The 17,800-nt window shown below is 32.0% G+C and carries 20 protein-coding genes and 1 tRNA gene; 12 read left to right on the plus strand and 9 right to left on the minus strand.

Translation table 11 applies throughout. The features are described 5' to 3' along the window. Positions 1–43: 43 nt before the first annotated feature. Positions 44–133: transfer RNA gene (locus tag K5782_RS08590), tRNA-Met, on the plus strand. Position 134: 1 nt separating this feature from the next. Here the strand turns inward: K5782_RS08590 and K5782_RS08595 are convergent. After that, complete coding sequence (locus tag K5782_RS08595) at positions 135–1,463, minus strand: tRNA(Ile)(2)-agmatinylcytidine synthase (protein ID WP_297465802.1); 1,329 nt, start codon at positions 1,461–1,463, stop codon at positions 135–137. 84 nt (positions 1,464–1,547) lie between these two features. Between K5782_RS08595 and dph2 the strand changes: the two genes are divergently transcribed. Continuing rightward, complete coding sequence (gene dph2, locus K5782_RS08600; protein ID WP_297465804.1) at positions 1,548–2,543, plus strand: diphthamide biosynthesis enzyme Dph2; 996 nt, start codon at positions 1,548–1,550, stop codon at positions 2,541–2,543. Positions 2,544–2,545: 2 nt separating this feature from the next. Here the strand turns inward: dph2 and K5782_RS08605 are convergent, their stop codons facing one another. Next, a complete protein-coding gene (locus K5782_RS08605; RefSeq protein WP_297465807.1) occupies positions 2,546–3,148 on the minus strand; it encodes a tetratricopeptide repeat protein in 603 nt (200 codons plus the stop codon). A gap of 13 nt (positions 3,149–3,161) precedes the next feature. After that, positions 3,162–4,232 (minus strand): zinc-binding dehydrogenase, encoded by a 1,071-nt coding sequence (locus K5782_RS08610; RefSeq protein ID WP_297465809.1) that lies wholly within the window; start codon positions 4,230–4,232, stop codon positions 3,162–3,164. Between the two features lie 88 nt (positions 4,233–4,320). On the opposite strand from K5782_RS08610, the gene K5782_RS08615 reads away from it, so the two are divergent. Both K5782_RS08615 and pheA read left to right on the plus strand, forming a co-directional pair. Next, the gene (locus K5782_RS08615) at positions 4,321–4,872 is read left to right on the plus strand and encodes an exosome complex RNA-binding protein Csl4 (protein ID WP_297465810.1); all 552 of its coding nucleotides are present in this window, start codon (positions 4,321–4,323) and stop codon (positions 4,870–4,872) included. Positions 4,873–4,875: 3 nt separating this feature from the next. After that, entirely contained in the window at positions 4,876–5,691 is an 816-nt protein-coding gene (gene pheA, locus K5782_RS08620) for a prephenate dehydratase (protein WP_297465812.1), read from the plus strand. Here pheA and K5782_RS08625 read toward each other — a convergent pair. Further along, entirely contained in the window at positions 5,688–6,155 is a 468-nt protein-coding gene (locus K5782_RS08625; protein WP_297465814.1) for a hypothetical protein, read from the minus strand. The genes pheA and K5782_RS08625 overlap by 4 nt on opposite strands. A gap of 110 nt (positions 6,156–6,265) precedes the next feature. On the opposite strand from K5782_RS08625, the gene K5782_RS08630 reads away from it, so the two are divergent. Both K5782_RS08630 and K5782_RS08635 read left to right on the plus strand, forming a co-directional pair. Beyond that, on the plus strand, positions 6,266–6,454 hold the full coding sequence (locus tag K5782_RS08630; RefSeq protein WP_297465816.1) for a hypothetical protein: 189 nt from the start codon (positions 6,266–6,268) through the stop codon (positions 6,452–6,454). 5 nt (positions 6,455–6,459) lie between these two features. After that, the gene (locus K5782_RS08635; protein ID WP_297465882.1) at positions 6,460–6,747 is read left to right on the plus strand and encodes a hypothetical protein; all 288 of its coding nucleotides are present in this window, start codon (positions 6,460–6,462) and stop codon (positions 6,745–6,747) included. A 62-nt stretch (positions 6,748–6,809) separates the two neighbouring features. On the opposite strand, the gene guaB is transcribed toward K5782_RS08635, so the two are convergent. Then, positions 6,810–8,243, minus strand: coding sequence for an IMP dehydrogenase (gene guaB, locus K5782_RS08640; protein WP_297465819.1), 1,434 nt, complete (start codon positions 8,241–8,243; stop codon positions 6,810–6,812). Positions 8,244–8,288: 45 nt separating this feature from the next. Next, positions 8,289–9,137 carry a dihydropteroate synthase gene (gene folP, locus K5782_RS08645; RefSeq protein ID WP_297465821.1) on the minus strand — a complete coding sequence of 283 codons (849 nt, stop codon included), beginning with the start codon at positions 9,135–9,137 and terminating at the stop codon, positions 8,289–8,291. A 34-nt stretch (positions 9,138–9,171) separates the two neighbouring features. Between folP and K5782_RS08650 the strand changes: the two genes are divergently transcribed. The 6 genes from K5782_RS08650 (at position 9,172) to K5782_RS08675 (ending at position 13,426) form a co-directional block, all read left to right on the plus strand. Then, a complete protein-coding gene (locus K5782_RS08650) occupies positions 9,172–9,909 on the plus strand; it encodes a 6-hydroxymethylpterin diphosphokinase MptE-like protein (protein WP_297465823.1) in 738 nt (245 codons plus the stop codon). A gap of 36 nt (positions 9,910–9,945) precedes the next feature. Next, positions 9,946–10,527 carry a hypothetical protein gene (locus K5782_RS08655; RefSeq protein ID WP_297465825.1) on the plus strand — a complete coding sequence of 194 codons (582 nt, stop codon included), beginning with the start codon at positions 9,946–9,948 and terminating at the stop codon, positions 10,525–10,527. A 4-nt stretch (positions 10,528–10,531) separates the two neighbouring features. Next, positions 10,532–12,055, plus strand: coding sequence for a glutamine-hydrolyzing GMP synthase (guaA, locus tag K5782_RS08660; RefSeq protein WP_297465827.1), 1,524 nt, complete (start codon positions 10,532–10,534; stop codon positions 12,053–12,055). 88 nt (positions 12,056–12,143) lie between these two features. Next, complete coding sequence (locus K5782_RS08665; RefSeq protein ID WP_297465830.1) at positions 12,144–12,614, plus strand: pyridoxamine 5'-phosphate oxidase family protein; 471 nt, start codon at positions 12,144–12,146, stop codon at positions 12,612–12,614. Between the two features lie 31 nt (positions 12,615–12,645). Then, positions 12,646–12,906 carry a DUF2024 family protein gene (locus K5782_RS08670; RefSeq protein ID WP_297465832.1) on the plus strand — a complete coding sequence of 87 codons (261 nt, stop codon included), beginning with the start codon at positions 12,646–12,648 and terminating at the stop codon, positions 12,904–12,906. 13 nt (positions 12,907–12,919) lie between these two features. After that, positions 12,920–13,426 carry a hydrolase gene (locus tag K5782_RS08675; RefSeq protein ID WP_297465834.1) on the plus strand — a complete coding sequence of 169 codons (507 nt, stop codon included), beginning with the start codon at positions 12,920–12,922 and terminating at the stop codon, positions 13,424–13,426. Positions 13,427–13,443: 17 nt separating this feature from the next. Here the strand turns inward: K5782_RS08675 and K5782_RS08680 are convergent, their stop codons facing one another. Genes K5782_RS08680 through K5782_RS08690 form a run of 3 tightly spaced genes read right to left on the minus strand, consistent with a single transcriptional unit; the run spans position 13,444 to position 17,712 of the window. Then, the gene (locus K5782_RS08680) at positions 13,444–14,301 is read right to left on the minus strand and encodes an ROK family protein (RefSeq protein WP_297465883.1); all 858 of its coding nucleotides are present in this window, start codon (positions 14,299–14,301) and stop codon (positions 13,444–13,446) included. Between the two features lie 56 nt (positions 14,302–14,357). Next, complete coding sequence (gene thsB, locus K5782_RS08685) at positions 14,358–15,953, minus strand: thermosome subunit beta (protein WP_297465836.1); 1,596 nt, start codon at positions 15,951–15,953, stop codon at positions 14,358–14,360. Between the two features lie 43 nt (positions 15,954–15,996). Further along, the gene (locus K5782_RS08690; protein WP_297465885.1) at positions 15,997–17,712 is read right to left on the minus strand and encodes an adenine deaminase C-terminal domain-containing protein; all 1,716 of its coding nucleotides are present in this window, start codon (positions 17,710–17,712) and stop codon (positions 15,997–15,999) included. Positions 17,713–17,800 lie beyond the last annotated feature (88 nt).

Raw genomic sequence — 17,800 nt, forward strand, 5'->3', positions numbered from 1 at the left:
GAATTTGATAAAGCGTATATACGGCTCGTGCTCATTCATGTTCAGCGGGGTGGGGAAGCCAGACTCTTTAGGGCTAGGTCATCCCGGCGGGCTCATAACCCGCAGTTCAGTAGTTCAAATCTACTCCCCGCTACTTAGTTGTCATATACACAAAACCATGAAGATGATTCATCAAATCTTGATTCCTTGTTAATTCTACCAATTCTTTGTAATGGTCTACTAAGATGTCTATGTGCAGAAACTATTGGAATGTACAGTTGTTTTTTGATTTTTCTTGGAATTTCTATAGTTATTTTATTTTCAGATTTTTTACCACATTTTATACATTGAAAACCTTGATTTTTTCCTTTTGATTTCATCTTTTTATTACATTTTTTACAAATTGGATTAGATTTTATCATATTTTTTCTAAGTTGAATTATATCAATGAATTCAAGATTTAGAATCCTTGGATAATTTTTTGATGCCTTTCTAATACCACCACCAACACAAACTTTGTCTCCTTTGATCAAACTTGATGCAACATATGTTATTCCAGTAGGTTTGTACACAGCACAACGTAATTCGTATCCATCTGAATTAATAGAGAAAAAAACATGACCACCTTTTACAATTTTTGGTTCATCAGATACAATACCAGTAATTTTTCCAGAAGCATATGGTTTAATGTTTTTTGGATTTAGTTCATTTTTTAAATGATCCCCAGTTCCTTGATTTGATTTGAATATCATATGACCAGATAGTTTTTCACTTGTTTTCAAAATTTTAGTTGCACGTAATAATGAATCTATATTTTCACCACGTACTCCATAAAAAACAGGATCAGGACCATGAGGAGTAATTAAAACTCGCTCTTTTCTATTATCAAAGCTGTTAAATGTAAACGGTAATGTTTTTTCCTGCATTGTTTTAACACTTTTTGCAGAAAGACTTCTTTCTTTTCCAAATTTAGAATTTTTTCTATAGCTTAATAGCTCCAACGTGTGATCTTTAAAATCATATCCAATTGCTCCAATAGCACCTACAAGACCTTGACCATTTCCTTGATAAAAAAATTCCACATTATTTTTTCTGGCAAATTTTTTTGCATAATTTCTGTTTATCAATTGCCATAAAGCTAATTTACTAAATTTAGAAAACTGTTCTGGAACTTCTTTGTTCTCATAAAAAACCAACCCAGGATTTGCACCGTTTTTTATATCAGAGTATTTTTCTACGAGTTTTTTAATCTGATTTTTAATTTTTGAAGGATTTTTTGTTCTTATTTTCATAGAAACTGCACCATTTCCTCTTGTTTTCCACGGAATGTTTGGATTAAATCTAATTAATTTTGGAAAATCTAGAAATTCAATATCTTGTTTTTTTAGCAAATCAACAATTTTGTAGGCAAGAAAAGTTGTGCACATTCCTTTTGGAGAATCTGTATCATCAAAACCAATATTGAGTACTTGGGTATCAGTCATAAACAAATAATAGAATTTCAGACATTTTTAGTTGTTGGAAGGTACAATTGGTTTAAATTAATAACGCCATATTTTTAGCTGGAATTGATTGTAATAGATGAAGAGCGTATCTTCAAAGAAATTGAAACAAAGAAACCTGCCTCAGTGTCTCTAAATGGTCCAGATGGAATTCTTCCTCAAGTACAAGAAACTGCCATGAGTATTACAAGACGGTTTGGGATTCCTGCATATGTGTTAGCTGATACAACTTGGGGAACATGTGATCTAAATTCAAATGGTTCCAAAGTATTAGGAGCTGAAATTCAATTTAACATTGGACATACAATAAACACTGAATCAATTGAGAAAAATCTTATTCTAATTAATGCATTTGATGATGTTGAGTTTGATAGTGTTGCCAAAAAATGTGTTGATATTCTTAAGGGAAAGCAAATATCATTGGTAACTGATAGTCAGCACTTACATCAAATGGATAGAGTAAATGAAATTTTGACTAATGGTGGAGTTCAAGTGAAAATTGGAAAAGGAAAAGGACAGTTAAATGATGGACAAGTATTTGGATGTGAATTTTATCCAGCTACAGAACTAAAAGACAAAGTTGATGCATATGTATTCTTAGGACAAAGCAATTTTCATGCAGCTGGAATTGCTCTATCAACTAACAAGCCAACTTATGTTTTAGATCCATACTTTAACGAAGTACGAGAAGTAACCGAATTTGCTCAAAAATTAAAAAAGAAAGCTACGCTTGCAATATACAAAGCTGCTGATGCTCAGTCCTTTGGAATAATCATAGGTCTCAAAGAAGGACAGTTATCCAAAGTATTTGCTTTAAAATTTAAAAAAGAATTAGAAAAAGAAGGAAAAACTGTTCAATTATTTGCATTAACAGACATCACAAATGAGAGATTAAAAAATCTAAAAGGAATTGATGCGTTTATTCAAGTAGCATGTCCTAGAATTTCTACAGATAATCAATTTGACAAGCCTGTTCTTTCAACACCACAGGCAAATGCACTTTTAAAAATATTAAGACATGAAAATATCGATGAGTATCTAGAGATTCCTCATTGGCTTTAAAATTAGGATATCAATTTTAGAAATTTTTGATTTCCCATTAAATTTTCAAAAGATTTAGTTTTTTTTGCTTTGATTTTATATTGGATACCTTGTGAAATTGCTTTTTCAAGAGTATCAAGTGAATCGTCTAACCGTGAAAGCATTGTAAGATTACAAGATTTGTCAAATAAAACATCGCCATTATTAGGATAATCCTCTAAAATGATATCACAACATTGAATTGATTCCTCAAAACTATTTAATGAAAATAAAATTCTTTCTTTGTGATATAGAACAATGTTGTATTTAGGATTATTTTTCAAAATAGTATTGCAATAAATTAATGCATCAGTAAATACGCCTTTTTTTCTTAAGGAAGATATTTTGTTTACTAAAACAGATAGATCATTCGGATCTAATTTTAATGCAATATCATAACATTGAATTGCACCGTCATAATTTTTTAATTTATTTAGTGCGTATCCCTTATTGTTAAGCGATGCAATATGATTTGAATCCTCACTTAAAATTTTATCATAATAAACAATTGCTTCTTGTAATTTTCCTTTTAAAAATAATCTGTTGGCTTCATCAAGAAGCGAATCAATTTTTGGATTACCAGTCATAATTGACTCTAAATTATGGTTTCATTAAGATTTTACCAAAGAGGCCTTTGCCAGTTAACATTTTAGTATGTGCTTCTGCAGCTTGCTCAAATGTATAAACAGAGTCAATAATTGACTTTATTTTTCCCTGTGACATCCAATATAGAGCCTGTTCTAATTCAGATCTAGTTCCCTGAGTTGAGCCCAAAATATTAATTCCTTTGAAAAAAATATGTCGTAAATCGGTTTTAGCATCATATCCAGTTGTTGCTCCGGTTGTAACAATTGTTGCACCATACTTTAACAAAGTTAATTCTTTATTCCAATGTGAACCACCAATATGCTCAAAAATTACATCTAGTCCTTGAACATCACCAAATGGTTTGATAATCTTTTTAGCGATCTCGCGAACTTCTTTATGCCAATCTTCTTTTCTATGATCGACTGCATAATCAGCACCTAGTTCTAATAATTGATTTAATTTGTCAGGACTAGCAGTTGCAATTACAGTACAACCAAATAATTTAGCTATCTGAATTCCATAATTTCCAACACCTGAACTGCCACCCATAACCAACACCAATTGTCCAGGTTGAATCTTTGCTCTACCAACTAACATATGCCACGATGTAAGTAAAGTCATAGAAGCTGCAGCTGCGGATTCATACGTTACATTATCAGGTATTTTTACAACATTTACTTCTGGCAAATGTGTAACTTCACAGTATCCACCCCAAAGTGGACCAGTTTCAAATCCCCAAATTTTTCTCTTTTTGCAATCATATTCTCTTCCACTTGTACATAATTTACAAACTCTACATGACATATTTCCATGAGATACGACTCTATCACCAATTTTGATATTTTTTACATCTTCACCTATTGCAATTACTTCTCCTGCAGCATCAGTACCAGAAATGTGAGGCAATGGTACAGCTAAAGGTTTTCCTCTCATCCCCCAAATATCATCATAATTCAAAGAGGCACATTTTACTTTGAAAACAACTTCGTTTGGTTTTGGAATAGGTTCAGGAATATCTTTAATTTTTAAAATTTTTGAAAAATCATCATCTGTAGTATAATTATCATATACTAGGGCTTTCATGATTATTGCAAACTTTTTCCGGTTATATGATTTGTCAAATTAGGCTCAAACCACAAACAATTATAATCATAACTCCAAAAAATACAACATGTCTGAAATTGCTGCACTTCCAGGAGACAAAATAGCATCTATTGAAGAATATGAAACAGGTTACAATACTTTTGATGACGGGGATATGGTACGTGCATCAACTGTAGGTAAGACAGAACTGGACAAAGAAGCTAGAGTTGCAAACATAAAACATCCAAAAATAATATCAATTCCTAAAGTGGGAGACATCATAATAGGAACAGTAGCTGCAGTAATGTCTTCTATGATCGCAGTATCAATTGATTACATTAATGGTAAACCAACGACTTCTAAAGTTGAATGTATTTGCTCAACTAGAAATCTTAGAAAAAAGAATGTTGCTTTGGTAAACGATATTGTTACACTAAAAATTTTGAATCATCTAAATGGTACAATTCATGCTTCAATTGAGGAACCACATTTAGGGGTATTATTTACAAAATGTAGAAAATGTGGTAAAAAAGTAGTCCAGATGCGCGATGCCATAAAATGTACAGAATGTTCTTGGATTGATGAAAGAAAACTTTCAACAAATTATGGTAATAGTGATTTCGTAAAGCTGAGAGAGTAAGAAATGACAAGTGTTTCGTTCCAAGGTGAACGAGGGGCATATAGTGAAGCAGCAGCTAAGGCATTTTTCAACACAGAGATTAATGTAGTACCCCTTCCAACCTTTGCAAAAGTTTTAGAAAATACAATACAAGACAAAACAGAGTATTCTATTTTACCAGTAGAAAATTCATTGGAAGGAAGTATTGGAGAAAGTTATGATTTACTGTATTCAACATCACTTAATGCCATTGGCGAAATCTATCATAGAATTGAACACTGCTTGATAGGAAGTGGTTCATTAGAAGAGATAGATACTGTTTACTCTCATCCACAAGCATTGGGACAGTGCAGGAATTTTATCGAAAAGCACAACATGAAGACAGTACCTTCGTATGATACTGCAGGAAGTGTAAAGATAATCAAAGAATTGAATAAAAAAAACATAGCCTGTATTGCAAGCAAAGATGCATCTAAAATTTACAATATGCCTGTAATATCAGAAAACATTGCAAATAATTTGAATAATTATACCAGATTTCTGATATTATCAAAAAACAATAAGGAAGAAACTGGAAAAGACAAGACATCAATAATTTTTTCAATAAAACATGAACCTGGATCTCTGCATAGAATTATAGAAAAATTTTACAATTATAATGTTAATTTAACAAAAATTGAATCACGGCCTACCAAAGCAAATACATGGGAATATAATTTCTACGTGGATTTTGAAGGACATGCAAAAAATCCAAAGATTACAGAGATGTTAGTAAAAATCAAAGATGAAACATTATTTATGAAAATACTTGGATCTTATCCTTCTGCAAAGTTAAACTAGAATCCTTTGGGCTTTCTTAAAGTAAAACCCATACTAAATCCAATAATTACCATTCCAGAAGTGATAACAATAATGTGGTATGTAAACAAAATAGGATCTGTTGTTATTTCTAACGTTGCTTCTACTTTTAATTCAGAAGAACCGGTATTTTGAAGATGTATTACAGTTACGCCATCTTCAAGATGGACCCAATCTAAAGTAACTTCTTTAGTATGAGATGTTTTTGGAATCTGAAGGCCTAAACCAGGACTAGCTAATGAAATATCAAATTTTTCACCTATAATTTTCATATGTTGTTTGGCATGATCACTTGCACGAATTTGGTATGAGGTAGTTTCGCCTACTCCAAACGTTTCATTAACCTCAATTGTTTTCAATCCAATATCAGAAATTAAAGAATAAATCCCAATTCCAATAATGGTACTTCCGACAATAATTCCAATGATAGTTCTTTTGGATAGCACAAATGAATGATTTGAAATGCAGTTTAAAAAATTACCGGAATGGAGAATCAATTTTTAGCATGCCACAAAAAGAAAGACATGGACAAATATCTTTCAGACATAACTAAATCATGCAAACTGCAACCCAGTGCAAAACCGTCATAGAGCCATACATGTCATCAATCCTAGTTAGAAGAGAGCCCAAACACGCTCTTCTAACTAGTGAAGTAAAAATTAATCCAGACTTGATGGGATTATCATGTCTAGTTATGGATGAAGAATATGATTATGCTTATCAAAATAAGAGGAGGTGTATTTGAAAAGAATGAAAACAATATTAGGAATATCCTTAATGGCTATCTTGGTAACTGGTTTAATTGCTCCAGCATTACAAGAGGCACATGCTTACCCAGTAAAAGCTGATAATTCTGAAAAATTAAAACCAAAATCGTTCGGTGTAAAAATAAAAGATAAGATACCAACAATGGATTCACAAAACATCAAACATAATATCTTTGATGGAATAAAAAAAGAAGAAGTTAAGGCATATAAGAAAATTTACGCAGAGGCATATGCAAAACAAGCTTTGAAAAAACTCTACAAATTAGGATAATATTTTTTGATCCTTTTTCATATTTATTTTTTTAATTTAGCATTAGATTTAAAAAAAATCAATTACATTAGAGATACGTCATGTGGTTGACTTTCAGCAAATCCAGCTCTAGACATTTTGATAAATTCTGCATTTGCTTGCATTTGTGGAATTGTGTGTGCACCACAGTAACTCAGACCAGAACGAACGCCACCAGTTAATTGTTTTAAAATATCTGTCACTGTTCCTTTGTATGGAACCATTGCTTCAACTCCTTCTGCAACATAATCATTAAGATCTTCATCAAGTGAAATTGAACCTGTTTCTTTTGATTTTCTCCCTAATGAAGCTCCAAGTGAAGCCATTCCGCGATATATCTTGAATCGTTTGCCATTTTTAGTCAATACAGTACCAGGAGATTCATCTGTACCTCCAAGCATACTTCCCACCATTACAGAAGATGCACCTGCAGCTAATGCTTTTGTAGCATCACCCGATGTTCTAGTGCCACCATCAGAAATAATTGGGATGCCATAATCTTTTCCAATCTTTGCACAATCCATTACTGCAGTTAATTGTGGCACTCCAGAACCAGTAATTACCCTAGTAATACAAATTGAGCCAGACCCTACACCGACCTTTACTGCATCTACTCCAGCCTTAATTAGATCCTCAGCACCTTGTGCAGTTGCAATATTTCCAGCAATTAATTCACATTTAGGAAATGCCTTTTTGATGTTACGAATTGTGCTTATTGCATTTTCACTATGACCATGTGCAATATCAACAACTAGTACATCTGCACCTGCCTCTAGTAGAGATTCTGATCTTTCCATAAAATCGCCTTTTACACCTACTGCAGCACCAACAAGAGGCCTTCCTTTCTTATCTTTTGATGCAGAAGGATAATCTTCAATATTTGTAATGTCTTTGCTTGTAATCAAACCTTTAATCGAACCATTTTCATCAATTATTGGTAATTTTTCAATTCTATGTTGATGTAAAATTTTCTTTGCTTCATCCAAGCTTACACCTAGTTTAGCAGTTACAACATCTTTGGTCATAACATCTTTGATAAGATGAGTAGTGTCGGTTTCAAACAAAAGATCCCTATCTGTAACTATTCCAACCAATTTGGAATTTGAGTCAATGACTAAAAGACCAGAAATTTCTTTTTCTTCAGCATAATTTATTGCGTCTTGAATAGTTTTATCGTGATTAATTACATATGGATTTTCAATCATTACGCTTCCTGAACGCTTTACTTTTAGAACTTCATTTGCTTGTTCTTTAATTGTCAAAAACCTATGAATGATTCCTATTCCTCCAGCTCTGGCCATAGCAACTGCCATAGCAGATTCAGTTACCGTATCCATATTTGCACTAACAAATGGAATATTAATTGAAATATTACGTGATAATTTTGTTTTTAAATCCGTTTGAGATCTGCTAGTGATGTCTGAATATTTGGGTACGAGAAGAACATCATCAAAAGTTAATCCTTCTTTGAATTCCAATGAAACCTTGTAAAGATGGTCTAAGATGGATTATAAGCCTTTGTGTCACCTAGACAGTTTTGATGCAATGGTAATGGCATCTTTTGTTTCTGCCACATTATGAGTACGAATAATATTAGCACCATTTAGAACAGAAATGGCTTCTGCTACAAGAGAACCATTTAATCGATCGAATGTGTTTTTCTTACCCAAAAGTTTTCCAATAAATGATTTGTTTGAAACTGAGATCAAAATTGGATACCCCATCTTAATAGATTTTAATTTTTGAATAATTGAGAGATCTCTCTCTATCCAATCAGATCTAATTTTTGTAAAAAAGGATCCACTACCAGATTTTCTAAAAAAACCGATAGCAGGATCTAAAACAATCTTACTTGACGGAATACCAGCAGTTTTTGCAAGTAGAATACTATCTTTTAAAAGATTTTTAGTTGATTGAGGATCTCCAGATACTGTTTTTGAATCAAAGGCACATAAAACAAGTGATGGAGAATAATTTTCGATCACATTAATCATTTGATCATCATACTTTAAACCAGAAATATCATTAATTATTTCAATTCCATATTCTAAAACAGACTTGGCAACATTAGCCCTACATGTATCAACCGATATTGGCAGATTAGATACATTTTGAATAACTTTAATTGCATCTAGAATTCTTTTGGTTTCTAATTTTTCAGATATTAATGTTGAAAGATATGGTGCAGTGGACATTCCTCCAACATCAATAAAATCTGCACCATCAATTTCCATCTGTTTTATTGTATTTGCAATCTGTTGTTTTGTTACTTTAATTGATTTTTTGTAAAATGACTCAGGACTAGTGTTTAAAATTGCCATTATTCGGACCGGATTCTTCCCTCCTATGCCTATATTTCCAAGCTTAGTCACATGATTTATCATAAACCATGTCAATTTGAGTCATATGGTGATTGCCGGGTGGAATGAAAAATATGCAACGATTCGAAAAGAATTCAAATATAGTAAAGAACAAGATAGAGAATCAGCAATAATTTTAGATTCAATTTTAAGGAAAAATATTTCTAATAAAAAAATTAGAGATGAAATATCCGGTAAAACTGTATTTGTAATAGGTGCTGGACCTTCATTGTCATTAGCCATACCAAAATTAAAAAAATTTAAAAAAGTTGTAAAAATTGTAGCCGATAGCGCAGTAAAGCCATTGATAGAGAATGGAATCAAACCACACATTGTTGTAACAGACTTGGATGGAGATGAATATTCTTTGAAAAAAATTGGTAAAACAGATTCAATTTTTGTGGTTCATGCACATGGTGATAACATTAGTAAATTACAACTTGCTGAAAATTTTAAAAATTGTATTGGAACAACACAAACAAGCCCATTTAAAAAAATACAAAATTTTGGTGGCTTTACTGATGGAGATAGGAGTGTTTTTCTTGCAAATCATTTTGAAGCAAAGAAAATTATATTATTTGGAATGGATTTTGGAAATAAAATTGGAAAATATTCTCAAACAAAAGCATCAGAAAGACAAATCAAATTAAAGAAATTAAGAAGAGCTAGATTGCTTTTGGAATGGCTATCAGAAAATTCAAGATCGCAGTTATTTACAACATCAAGCCAAATTAATGGATTTCAAAAAATATCATATGATGAACTTGATATTATAATTACCTAGAATGCATTTAATACCCATATACATATCAAAGAAATTATGAAGTTTTCAGATGAACAAATACAAGACATTATTGCCATGAGAGACAACATCGTCAAACAAATGGATAAGCATCAGAATGCTATTGAAACATTACAGAAAAATTTGGCAATTTTAGATTCAATATTAAAAGAATCTAGTTTTACGAAAGCTTCTGCCATTAAACAAACAAAACCATCTGAATCATCAAAAAATACCCATATTGAGCCTACTGAAAAATTAGAAAAAAATACAATTCCAATAACTAGTGGAAGTGATGGTAAGATTATTGCAAATGCTTACATCACTCCTGATCAAGTTTCAATAATTTTAGCAGAAAATATGGAAATAAATGCAGATACTCCACCTTTCAAATCATTTTTTATCGATAGAATCATTGGAGAAATGAAACGAAAAGATTCTGTTGAAGCAGAAAACGGTAAAATTCAGAAAGAATCAGTTATTGATTATATTATTAACAAAAATGGTTCAGATATACGAGAAATAATCATTAAAAATTATAGACAAAAAGAAAGAGTAAATGAAATAATTAACACTGCAGGATGGTCACTTACACGAATGCTTGAAAAAATCAAAAAGTGATTTTATGGATAAGATAATAGTTTTAGATTTTGGATCTCAATATAGTCATTTGATTTGCAGAAGAATAAGAGAATTTTCAGTGTATGCAGAGCTAGTCCCCTTTGATATCAGTCTTGAAGAATTACAAAAGCACAATCCTAAAGGAATAATTTTTTCTGGGGGTCCATCAAGTGTCTATAACTCTGATGCTCCAGTTCCTGAAAATAAAATTTTTGACATGAATCTTCCATTACTAGGAATATGTTATGGACATCAATTAATTGTAAATAAGTTTGGAGGAAAGGTAAAAAGGGCTAACAAAGAATACGGTTCATCATTATTAACAATTGATAACGATAAAAATCTGTTAAACGGAATTGGAGGTTCAGTCAGAGCATGGATGAGTCATGGCGATGAGGCAGAGCAAATACCACCAGGATTCAAAGTAATAGGACATACCAAAAGTGCAAAGGCTGCGGCAATTGCTTCAGATGAAAGATCAATCTATGGAATTCAATTTCATCCAGAGGTGGTTCACACAGAACAAGGAACTGAAATTCTCAAAAATTTTGTTTTGAAAGTTTGCGGAGCGAAACAAGATTGGACAATGGAGGGATTCATAGATTCTGCTGTGAATAAAATTTCAAAAATCGAAGGAGATGTTTTATGCGGTGTTAGTGGTGGAATAGATTCTACAGTAGCTGCTTTACTTATTCACAAGGCAATAGGCAATAGACTAAAATGTGTTTTTGTAAATAATGGTCTATTACGATTAAACGAAGAGATAGAAATCAAAGAGATGTTTGAAAAAAATTTTAATGTAAATTTTACAATGGTTGATGCTGTTCAAGATTTTTTAAGTAAATTAAAAGGCATTGAAGACCCTGAGAGAAAAAGGAAGATCATAGGTGAAGAATTTATCAATGTTTTTACAGATTTTGCAAAAAATAAAGGGCCTTTCAAATGGCTTGCACAAGGGACGTTATATCCAGATGTAATAGAGAGTGGAGTTTCAAAAGGTCCTGCTGCAGTGATAAAATCTCATCATAATGTTGGAGGGCTGCCAGATTGGCTTGATTTGGAAATTTTAGAACCATTACGTGAGTTATACAAAGACGAAGTTAGAAAAATTGCTAAAATTTTAGGCGTTCCAGAAAAACTTTTCATGCGACATCCATTTCCAGGACCTGGGCTTGCTGTAAGAATTATCGGTGAAGTTACTCCAAAAAAGCTGCAAATATCAAAAGTAGCAAGTAAAATTGTTGAAGATGAATTGATAGCATCTGGATTTTATGGCAAAGTTTGGCAAGCATATGCAGCGGTAGGTGACGATAAAGCAGTAGGGGTAGTTGGTGATGAGAGAAAATATGGAAACATCGTAATGATTAGAGTAGTAGACTCTATTGATGCAATGACAGCTGATTGGACAAGATTACCACATGAATTACTAGAAAAAATCAGCAATAGAATCACAAATGAGGTAGAAGATGTAACATGGGTAACATATGCTATTTCAAGTAAACCTCCTGCAACAATTGAGCCACAATAAAATACCACATGCTTTCAACCAACTCAAGATTATTCTCAAGTTTGATGTTCAAAAGACCTTTTTAATATAAAATAATTATAATTAATTCATGATAGTAATTCCAAGTGAAATTAAAGAGTTTATTGAGTTACAAGGAATTTTTGCAGTAGGAACTACTGGAGTAAATAATATACCAAATATTTCTCCAAGAATTTTTTTTAGGGTTGATGAAAATGTTATCTATTGGTTAGATTTTTTTAAACATAAATCTTACAAGAATATACAAGTAAATCCATGGGTCACTATCTCTGTTTTTAATAAAGAAGATTTGAAAGGATTTCAATTTAGAGGGATTGTAAATTTTATAACAGATGAGCCAGCAAAATCAGAAATCAAAGAATCAATTATCAAGAAAATATTAGAAAAAAATTCATCAGAGAAAATAAAAAAATTGAGTGAAAAAATAGAAGTTCAAGTCATACGGTTTGAGCCAAAAGTATGTTACTCATTAAATCCAGATGAATTTAGTGATATGTGCATAGGTTCGGATGTAGATTCAACTCAATTGTTTCAAAAGTAATCCATTAATAATCAAATTTTTTTAGAGTGGTATGAGTTTTCATGTATTTGATACATATGTCAAATCTAAAGATGGGCACACTATGCATTTTGATGTAATAACTGACAAAAATAATATAGAAAACGCAATCATGTTTGCAAAAGAATGGCTACATAGCATTGGAGAAAAAGATGCGGTTGTTACAACAAAAGAGTGTAGATTTTGCCACACACAATCAGTATCTGAAGAAATAGAAATTGAGATAATGACAAATGGCTATTTTATTGCAAAAATGGAAGGTTGCCCCAAATAAAATATGAAAAATTATGCATGCAATTTGGTTTACATTTTCGAAAAACGATAGAGAGTCTCTAAAAAATATAATTGATGAACTATCAGAAAAATATCAGGCTCCAAAATTTGAACCACACATTACAGTTTATGGATTAACTGATATAGAAATTGATAAAATTGATAAAATTGCGAAAGAAGTTATTTTAAATCAAAATTCATTTTTTGTTAAAAAATCAGAAATTTTGCAGACTGAGGAAATATGGAAGACAGTATTCATTGAATTAAAATCAAATGAGCAGATGGAATTAATTCATAAAAATTTTAAAAAATATTGTGATAATGTATCAAAATATGAGTTCAAACCACACATAAGTCTAATTTATAAAATATTATCAATTGAAGAAAAAATAAAAATAATAAATAAATTGGATATTAAAAATGAATTTCAAGTAAACAAACTAGCAATACAAAAATTTTCTCCAGATATAAAAAAATGGAAAATTGTAAAAGAATACAATTTAAAAAATAATCAAATGTAAGAATTGATTATAAAATTTTATAATAATGCTGCACCAAAAACTCCAGCAGAATCACCCAACTTGTTTTGTAAAATGGGCGTATCAACTAAATCTGAAAAAACTTTCTGATATACTGATTCTTTTCCTTCAGTGTATAAAAAATCAATATTAGACAAGCCTCCTCCTAAGACAATTACATCAGGATCCAAAATATCAATAACATTGGCCAATCCAAATCCAAAATTTTCCAAAAACTCATCTTTCCATCGTTTAGAATTATTGATATTTTGTAAAATTTCAGGTATGTTTTGTGATTTTCCAGTAAGTTCTTTCCATCGTTTTTCTAACGCTGGACCACTAATGTATGTCTCAACACAACCTTTTTTTCCACAATAACAATTATTTCCATTTTGATGTAATGTATGATGTCCCCATTCTCCTGCAATATTTGTCCTACCTTGGTGAATCTTTCCATTGATAACTATTCCTCCACCTACACCAGTCCCCATAATAATACCAAAAACTACGTCAAATTCTTTTGCAACACCTAATGTAGATTCAGCCATTGCAAAACAATTTGCATCGTTTTCCATAGATATTTTTTGACCTAATTTTTTTTCTAAATCCTCTTTGAGTGATTTCCCAATAAGACATTGAGTATTACTGTTTTTTATTAAACCGGTTTTTTTTGAAATTGCACCAGGGGAACATAATCCTATAGAATAATTTTTCACATTTGTTAAAAGTTCCGAACTCAATGAAGTGATTGTTTCTAGAATTTGAGAATAATCATTTCTTGGGGTTGGAACTCGTTTTCTTTGAATAATGTTTAGATTTTCATCTAGTAGAATTGCCTCTGTTTTGGAACCACCAAGATCTATTCCTAGTTTGTACAACAATAATTCAACACAGTTGGGATTGCTTAAGTTTTAGCTAAATTTGTTAATTTGGTTTATCGTGCACCAGAAACAGAAATAACATCATCAATTCTGAGAATCATACATGCTGCTTCTGTTGCAGATTTAATTATTTGTTCTTTTACTGCAAGTGGCTCTACAACATCTATAGAGAGCATATCAGCGATTTTTGTATTTCTCGCATCAATTCCAGTCCATTTACGACCTTGATTTTGTTTTGCTCTTAATGTAGCCATTGTATCAATAGGATCCATTCCAGCATTTTCTGCTATTGTAAGAGGAATAATTTCAAGGGCTTCAGCATATTTTTTGATTGCAAGTTGTTCTCTACCATCAAAACTATCGGCCCATTCTTTAAGTTGAGATGCCGCATATGATTCTGGGGCTCCACCACCTGCAACAATTTCTGGTTTTTCAATTACATCTTTTACTACCATTAAGGAGTCATGTATGGAACGATCAACTTCATCAATAACTCTTTGTGAACCACCCCGAATAAGCAAAGTAACAGATTGTGGATTTTTACAACCTTCAACAAATACCCATTTATCAGATTCGACTTTCTTTTGATGAGCAATATCTGCAGTACCAAGATCTTTTTCAGTAAGATCATCGAGGTTAGAAATAACACGTCCACCGGTTGCTTTACCAAGTTTTATCATATCACTTTCTTTAACACGTCTAACTGCCATGATGCCATATTTTGCTAAATAGTGTTGTGCAATATCATCAATGCCTTTCTGACAAATTAATACATTAACGCCAACATTGTGAAGTTTGTCAACCATTGTTTTGAGCATTCTATTTTCTTCTTCCAAAAACATTTGCATTTGTGTTGGATCGGTGATTCTAATTTCTGAACTCATCTCAGTCTTTTCAATTTCTAAGGCAGAATTCAACAATGCAATCTTTGCTTTCTCAACTTTGGTTGGCATTCCACTATGAACTACTTCTTTGTCTAAAACAATGCCTTTGATAATTTGAGTATCTGTAATAGAACCACCAGCTTTCTTTTCAACTTTAATATTTTCAAGATCAACTGAATATGTCTCTGCCTTCTTTGTTGCAACTTTTAAGATTGCATCGACTACAATTTTAGAGAGAACATCACTATCTTCTGAGATTAATTTAGACTGCATACTGGTTGTTGCAATTTTGAGAAGTGTTTCTCTATCATCAGGTAGGATTTTTTTTGCCATTTGAGAATAGATCTCCAATGTCTTTTCTGCTGCTGCTTGATAACCTTCAATGATTACAGAAGGATGAATCTCTTTTTTGAGAAGTTCTTCTGCTTTAGCTAACAGAGCTCCCCCGAAAACTACAGAGGATGTGGTTCCATCTCCTACTTCATTATCTACTGTTTTTGAAATTTCTACCATCATTTTGGCAGCCGGATGTTGAACATCAATTTCTTTTAAGATGGTTGCACCATCATTAGTAATAGTTACATCGCCTAAAGAATCAACTAGCATCTTATCTAAGCCTCGTGGTCCTAAGCTACTTCTAACTAATTCAGCAACTAGTTTAGCAGCAGCAATATTGTTGTGTTGAGCGTCCTTACCTTTTTGTTGTAACGCACTCTCTTTTAGAACTAAAACTGGTCCATTTGGAGTTTGTTGAATTGATGCCATTTAGATAAACTACAATCCTCGTGATCCCCCTTTTTAACATTACTTAGCAGATTGGGTTAATGTAAGATCGTTTCTTTACATCAACAATACCTCCAGAAAGTATACGAATGGAGGGAAGAGCAAGAAATGGTAAGAAAAGTGGGATCAAATGTGGTCTTGAAAACTTACATCCAGAATCTATTATAGAATTATTTATTTGCTGAAAATTAGTTAAAACTTTTTCAAACGATTCAGTAGAAATAATTCCTGCCAATTGTAATGGTAATGATGCAACAACTTTTCCAGATTTTACTACGACAAGTCCTCCTTGATTTTTGATAAGAATATTTGCTGCTATAGACATATCAGAATCATTAGAACCAATTACAATCATGTCATTTTCATGAAAACTCCAAGTAGATGCAAATGCACCTATATCTGCTCCAAAATTTTCAAGAAATCCTATAACATGTTTGTTAGTTCCATGAATTCTATCAAAAGAAGCTACTTTCCAGACATCCTTATCCAAAGAGGTTAAAATATTTCCATTTTCAGTAAATAATTCAACAGAACCAGGTTTTGTTATAATTTCAGTTTGCATAAAAATAGTATTTGCGATAACGCTTTTCTTTTTTGACTTGATAACAAAATCTTTGGGAGAGAGTTTTTTTAATTTGATAGTTTTTTTAATCCATGGAGGAATTATTTTTTTCTTTACCGAAGTAACAATACTGCCATTAGATACAACTAATTTTCCACCTACAAAGACTTTGTTAGGCTTGACAGATTTTAAATCATCAAAAATTAAGATATCGGCAAGCTTTCCTGGAACAATACCACCTAGGTCTTTATTCATGTTGTAATAATCAAAGCAGTTTTTTGAAGCCATTGAAATAGCATCAATGGGGTTTAGGCCAAGTTTGATGGATTCCCTTACACAATGATCAATATGGCCATACTGTACCAAGTCTGTAGGATCAAGTCCATCAGAACAAAACATCAGCCTATCCAGATTAATTCCATGAGACAAAACATGTGGAATAATTTCTTTTAAGTCACGTCTAATTGATCCTTCCCTAATCATAATCCACATTCCTAGACGTAATCTTTCTAAAACCTGATCAAAATTGATAGGTTCATGACAAGATAGAATTCCAGATGCAACGTATGCATTAAGTTTTTTGTCACTTGCACCAGCAGTATGTCCATTAATGATACAATCACCTTCCAACATAGCACTCAAAGATTTCATTGTTTTAGAATCTCGTAAAGTTACTTTGGTCCATGAAAAAACTTCTCCTAGTCCTAAAACATGAGGATGCTTGACTGCTAATTTTTCTTGTGGTAACGATAAAGTTTTGCTATTACTAAATTTTCTATCTACTGGTAGACCTCCTGGAACAACTTGAAATATTCTAATTGGTAAATTTTCGCCAAGTTTTAGGAATTCTTGAAATCCTTTGTATCCAGACACACTAACGATGTCTATTGGATCTGAGAAAAGAGATGTTACACCACATAATAATGATTTTTTTGCAAGTTCAGATGGTAAAACAAATTGATCTATGTGTAAGTGCGGATCAGCAAAACCTGGGCCTACGTATTTTTCTTCAATATCAATAATAGTTGTTTTTGATCCAACTGCATGTCCAGCATTTGGTCCAACATATGCTATACGATCATCTATTATTGCGATCTGTATTTTTGGAATAATTTCTCTAGTATAAACAGACACCAATGAACAATTTTTTAACACAAGATCTGCTTTTTTGTCGCCCATAGCTACTGAATTTAATGAAGAAATCGAATTTGCTAGGCTCGAAGTCACAGATTTTCTTAGATTATGCACCTATTATAGATTCAATGCT

Source organism: Nitrosarchaeum sp. (genome assembly GCF_025699065.1).
GTDB lineage: Archaea > Thermoproteota > Nitrososphaeria > Nitrososphaerales > Nitrosopumilaceae > Nitrosarchaeum.